5 protein-coding genes are annotated in these 5144 nt (G+C 69.5%); 4 read left to right on the top strand and 1 reads right to left on the bottom strand.

The features are described 5' to 3' along the window. Positions 1-379 precede the first annotated feature (379 nt). The gene (locus D7I43_RS32160; RefSeq protein WP_120332311.1) at positions 380-1321 is read left to right on the top strand and encodes a hypothetical protein; all 942 of its coding nucleotides are present in this window, start codon (positions 380-382) and stop codon (positions 1319-1321) included. 119 nt (positions 1322-1440) lie between these two features. Here the strand turns inward: D7I43_RS32160 and ltrA are convergent, their stop codons facing one another. Beyond that, the gene (gene ltrA / locus D7I43_RS32155) at positions 1441-2877 is read right to left on the bottom strand and encodes a group II intron reverse transcriptase/maturase (RefSeq protein WP_240033330.1); all 1437 of its coding nucleotides are present in this window, start codon (positions 2875-2877) and stop codon (positions 1441-1443) included. A 578-nt stretch (positions 2878-3455) separates the two neighbouring features. Between ltrA and D7I43_RS34220 the strand changes: the two genes are divergently transcribed. The 3 genes from D7I43_RS34220 to D7I43_RS32145 all read left to right on the top strand — a co-directional run bounded on the left by D7I43_RS34220 (position 3456) and on the right by D7I43_RS32145 (position 4748). Next, positions 3456-3590, top strand: a complete 135-nt coding sequence (locus tag D7I43_RS34220; protein ID WP_275670870.1) for a hypothetical protein — start codon at positions 3456-3458, stop codon at positions 3588-3590. A gap of 38 nt (positions 3591-3628) precedes the next feature. Continuing rightward, positions 3629-4222 carry a hypothetical protein gene (locus D7I43_RS32150; protein ID WP_120332309.1) on the top strand — a complete coding sequence of 198 codons (594 nt, stop codon included), beginning with the start codon at positions 3629-3631 and terminating at the stop codon, positions 4220-4222. A 145-nt stretch (positions 4223-4367) separates the two neighbouring features. Further along, positions 4368-4748, top strand: a complete 381-nt coding sequence (locus D7I43_RS32145; protein ID WP_120332308.1) for a hypothetical protein — start codon at positions 4368-4370, stop codon at positions 4746-4748. Positions 4749-5144 lie beyond the last annotated feature (396 nt).

Below are 5144 nucleotides of genomic sequence, written 5' to 3'. Positions count from 1 at the left end.
GCGGCCATCGCGCATCACTCTCCTTCACTGGGCTTAGCCGTCTCGAAGGATCGCGCGGTGGCCGTCTCCTATCTACCCAACACGCCCATCACGGGCAAGTCGTACACCACTTCCGTGGACGCAACCCGCCCACCAACCCCAGCCGCACCGCCCTGGCCGCTGCGTCAACCTGCGCTGCACCGGTCAGGAATACCCCTGCCCGCCTGCACGCGACGCCCGCCGCGCCCAGCAGGCCGCCACCCGCCCCCAGCCTCGTGCGCGAGGCCGCGCACGGGTGACGCAGCCCGCCCACCAGGTCACCGGCTGGTTCCAGCCCACCCGCACCCAGCCCCACGCAGCCTGACCCACACCGACGCAACCGCCCACCGATGGAGGTGCCGTGAGTTTCCGTAGCGAGTCGACCATTGCCGGGTACGCCCGCGCGACGGTTGACCTGCGCGCCCGCATGACCGACTACACCCGCAGCCGCTTCGCCCATCAGTACCTCAAAGCGTTCCTCGAACCCACCGAGGACGCGACCAGCGGCGGGTCCGACCTGCAGGCGTCCGTCATCGACGCATTCAACCGCGCTGCGCACCAGCCGTGGCAGGACGGCGAGCCGTACGTCCTCGCCCCGGCCATGACCGCGATCATCGCCGCCGCCGCTCAGGCACTCGACCTGTCCGGCGACATCGTCGGCAACGATGTCGCCCCCAGCGACGCCGGCGTGCTGTTCCTGCCCGAGCCCATCTACGAGCGCGGCATCCACGGTCAGGTCACCTCGATCGGCGCGATCGCCTGGGCGAAGTTCCACAACACCGCCAGCGGGCGGACCGGCTGGTGGATCACCGGCTGGGCTGACCGCGACGACCCCCTCGACCCCGCAGCCGCCCGCCGCCGACGCCAACTCGCCGAAGCCCCCGAACTCGCCGCCCAGTTCGGCCCCTACGTGCTGCACTCCTTCGCCGAGATCCCCATCGGCACCCCCATCACCGCCGCTACCGATGTGCCGCCAGACGTCGACCGGGACTGGGAGACCGCCCCGGACGGGCGCTTCTGCCTCGACGAGTCGTCGCTGCGGATGCGCGCCGTCGCGGCCGTGCTCTACGCGTTCTGGCGCATCCAGGAACAACCGCTTGCCACCGTCGCCCAACCACCCCTGGACCGGCCCGCCCGCCGCCGCGCGCTTCGCGCCAGCCTGCGCCACGACACCCGCGTCGTCATGCTCCGCCGCACCAAACCCGTCACCGAACCCACAGGTGAGGCGAAGTGGCGCTACCGGGTGCGGTTCGTCGTGCGCGGTCACTGGCGGCGCCTCACCAACGCTGACGGGCAGCCCTAGTGAGGTCGGCCCGAGGCGCGGTGCCGGCCTTGCGGCCGGTCCGTTTCCTCGGACCGCCTCCCGAACCGGACAGGCGCGTCTCCGCGCATCCGGCTCTCCACGTGCCCGTGTCGATGGGCTCAGCTTGTCGCTGCGCTCGCGGCCCATGGTGTCGGGATTCTCTCGCCCCGGTACCGGTAGCGAACGATCGCGACCGGCGACGCTCCGGTGAAGCTGATCCCGTCCGCGACGATCTTCCAGCCCTGCATGAAGCGTCGCCGCGTCGCCTTCCATCCCAGCCCGTTACGGCGCTTGCGGATCCACCGCACGATGCGCCACCACGTGAACGCGTCCACCTTGCTGAAGAACCGTTTGGACACGCCGTGCCGGAAGTAGTTGGCCCACCCACGCAGCACCGCGTTGACGCGGTGCAGCAGTTCCGCGAGGTCGTAGCTTCTCGACCTGTTCGTCAACGCCCGCACCTTCGCCTTCACCGCCGCGACAGCTTTGCGCGACGGCATGGTGTAGACGTACCGCCTCGACGTTCCCCGCTGGCGGTGCCGCTGGATGCGGTACCCGAGGAAGTCGAAGCCCTCGTCAATGTGCACCACCCGGGTCTTGGCCTCAGCCAACCGCAACCCGAGCGGCGCGATCAGGTCGGCGACCTGTTCCCGCAACGCCTGCGCGATCGCGTGGTCGCCGAAGACCATCACGACGAAGTCGTCCGCGTAGCGGACGAGCCGCCAGGTCCCCAGCCCCTTACGCCGTCGCAGCACACGCCTGCCGCTGGTCCCCATCTGCTGCTGCCACTGGGCGACGAAGTGCTCGTCCAGCGCCGACAGCGCGATGTTGGCCAGCAACGGCGACAGGATGCCGCCCTGCGGTGTCCCGGTGATGGACTCCTCCCGCTGGCCGGGTTCGGTCAGGACCCCGGCCTTCAGGAATGCCTTCACCAACAGGAGCACCCGCTTGTCCGCGACCCGTCGACGCACCCGATCCATCAGGGCCGTGTGGTCGATCGAGTCGAAGCACGCCTCGATGTCCGCCTCCAACACCCACTCGTATCCGCGGGTGGCGTAGAACTGCACCTCGGCGATCGCGTCGTGCGCCCGCCGGTTCGGCCTGAACCCGTACGAGCACGGCTGGAAATCCGCCTCGAAGATGGGTTCGAGCACCAGCTTCAGCGCCGCCTGGACCACCCGATCGGTCACGGTCGGTATCCCGAGCCGGCGCCGCTTGCTGGTGCCGGGCTTCGGGATCGTCACCTCCCGCACCACGACCGGAACGAACGTGCCCGTCTTGAGTTGCGCGCGCACGTCGGCCAGGAACGCCTCAGCAGCCCCCACGGCAGCGATCCAGCCGGGTTTGATCCCGTCCACGCCAGCCGTGCGAGCCCCGGTGTTGGTGCTGACCCGATCCCACGCCACGGTGAGAAACGCCGGGTCAGCCACGAGGTTGAACACGTCGTCAAACCGGCGCGCAGCATCCTCGCCAGCCCATCGGTGCAGCTTCGCCTGCATCCCCAGTACCCGCGCCCGAGCCTCGTCGAGGCCCGGCCACGGCGCGCCGGTATTCACCAGCGACCTCCTGGCCTTGCAGCCCGAAGACTGCGAACACGCTGTCCGCCTTCGCCCTGCGAACGGCTTTCCCGCTCTCCACGGTGGGGCGCTACACCCACGACTACTACGCGGACTCCGCCCCGCCCGACACCCACAGCAGACGACGTGCCTGCCCACCCGCGCGCTGGCCGCGCGCCAGGCGGGCGGTGCCGGACGGTTCCCACGTTCACCATTGATCGTTCGGCGGGTGAGGTGCCCAGCTTTGCCCCTGCGGCATCGCCACGACTACGCCGTAGACCTTCACCGTGGCCTCCCTGCCGACATTCGAAATCCGGCTCAGGAGTTCCCCGCCCACGCCCACGGCGTGCACGGGTACGCACCGCACCCCGGCCCGTATCCACCAGATTTGAGCCGAGTGACCCTGAAGAGGCTTTCACACGCTGGTTCCTCACGTACACCTTCCCGCCTCGCTTGCCGGACCCGGCCCGTCTGGCAGTCCCGAACCGTCCCGTCGTTGTCGGGGCTGCTTCCCGCCCTCACCGGCGTCTCCCGGATCAGGCTGCCCCCAGCTACACCCGGCTGCTACGACAGCCCAGGTGGTGGTGGTCTCTCACCCCCACTCGATCAACAGCGCCTCGTGGCGCACCCGCATTTGGATCCACTCCTACATCAAGGGCCCCGACGGGGCGCCGCTGCTGCTCGGCGACACCGTCTCCGTCCTCGCCCGATGACCCGACCCCATCCCCGCGACCGCCAGGAGATACGCCTGATGCACGACACCGGTTACCCCTTCGACACCGCCAACCGTGCCTACCAGCGTTTCCTCTCCCTCGCCAGCGACCACTTCGAAGTCCTCAGCTGGGACGACGCCACCACCGGCCGGCCCACCCTCATCACGTTGACCGACATCGGCAGCCGTGACACCTTCAGCCTGGCCCTGCTCGACAGCGTTGAGGACCGCGCCCCGCACGCGCTGCTCGCCGTCACCACCACCGCCGCGCTGTCCCTGCACGGCCCGATCGCCGGCCGCGCCGCCACCGCCGACTACGCCCCCAAACTGGCCATGCGTGACCCCGACATCGTCGCCACCACGCCCGTGGCCCTGCACGACCCCACGCAGGCGCGCATCAGCGACGACGAGTGGACTGGCGTCCCGCCAGACATCGCCCAGGTCGCACGAACCACCACGATCGACGCCCCGCGCGTGGCGTTGGCCCTGCTGGACCGCGACCGCGCCCGCCTCGCCGTCGTCGGGCCCTTCGCCACCCTCGACACCGCCGACGCCTGGCAACCCGAAGCCCACGGGCAGCCGCCGACCGACCGGCTCCTGCTCCCCATGCACGCCCCGGACAGCACGTACTGACCGAAGGTGCCCGTCCGACTATCACCCATCCCCGCCGCGGCTGCGAGTCCATCCCAGCAGTCACCGCCAGCGGCACCAACCATGCCAGCTGAAGGGGCGCCGCCGACGGGCGGCGCCCCTTCAGCTATTCCAGGAGGCAGACATCATGGAACCTGTGCCCCACCCCGCCGATGACGCCGGTCGACAGGAGGAACTCAGCGTCGGCGATCCGGTCCTCGGGAAGTCACGGCTGCTGTCGCGGCAGTGCGACACCTGCATTTTCGCCCCCGGCAACCGCATGCACCTCGGGCCGGGACAACTACGTGCGCTCGTCACCGAGGCCCGTGAGCAAGGCTCCTACATCATTTGCCATGACACCTTGCCGCACTACCTGCACCCGCAGGCGAAGCCCGCGATCTGCCGCGGTTTCGCCGACCGCTACCGCACCCAGGCCCTTGAACTCATCGAGCGGCTCTGGGGCTTCGTAGAAGTCGACCCGCCGCAACCGTCCGAGCAGCACCAAAGTGAAGAAGGATGCGGCCAGTGACCGGGCACCGAGGACTTCATGCGCGGCCAGAGCCAGATGATCGACCGGATCGGCTGGCCGGTGACCCCGCGTGGCGACGATGGCCGGTACACCCACACCATCGGGCTCACCGCCCACGGCTATCCCGAGCTGCTGATCGCCGGCCTCGACCCCACCATGCTTCAGCCACATGCAACGGGTCGGCGACCTGATCGCCGGATGGGCTGGACAGGACGCCCCGTTCAGCCCACCGCCTGGAACTGCAGTAGATGCAGCCCGACCCCGGCCTGCTAGGCAGTGTCTCGAAGTCGGGTGCGGCGTGTCGGTGGTCGATAGATGGCGAGGTCTCCGGTAGAGGGTTCATCGACCAAGAAGAACCTGAATACCGGAGACCTCGTGGCCACCATAGCGGTGACG

This window comes from Micromonospora globbae, assembly GCF_003610785.1.
GTDB classification, from domain to species: domain Bacteria; phylum Actinomycetota; class Actinomycetes; order Mycobacteriales; family Micromonosporaceae; genus Micromonospora; species Micromonospora globbae.
Note: the sequence above shows the minus strand (reverse complement) of the source record. Positions and strands in the feature narration are given on the sequence as shown.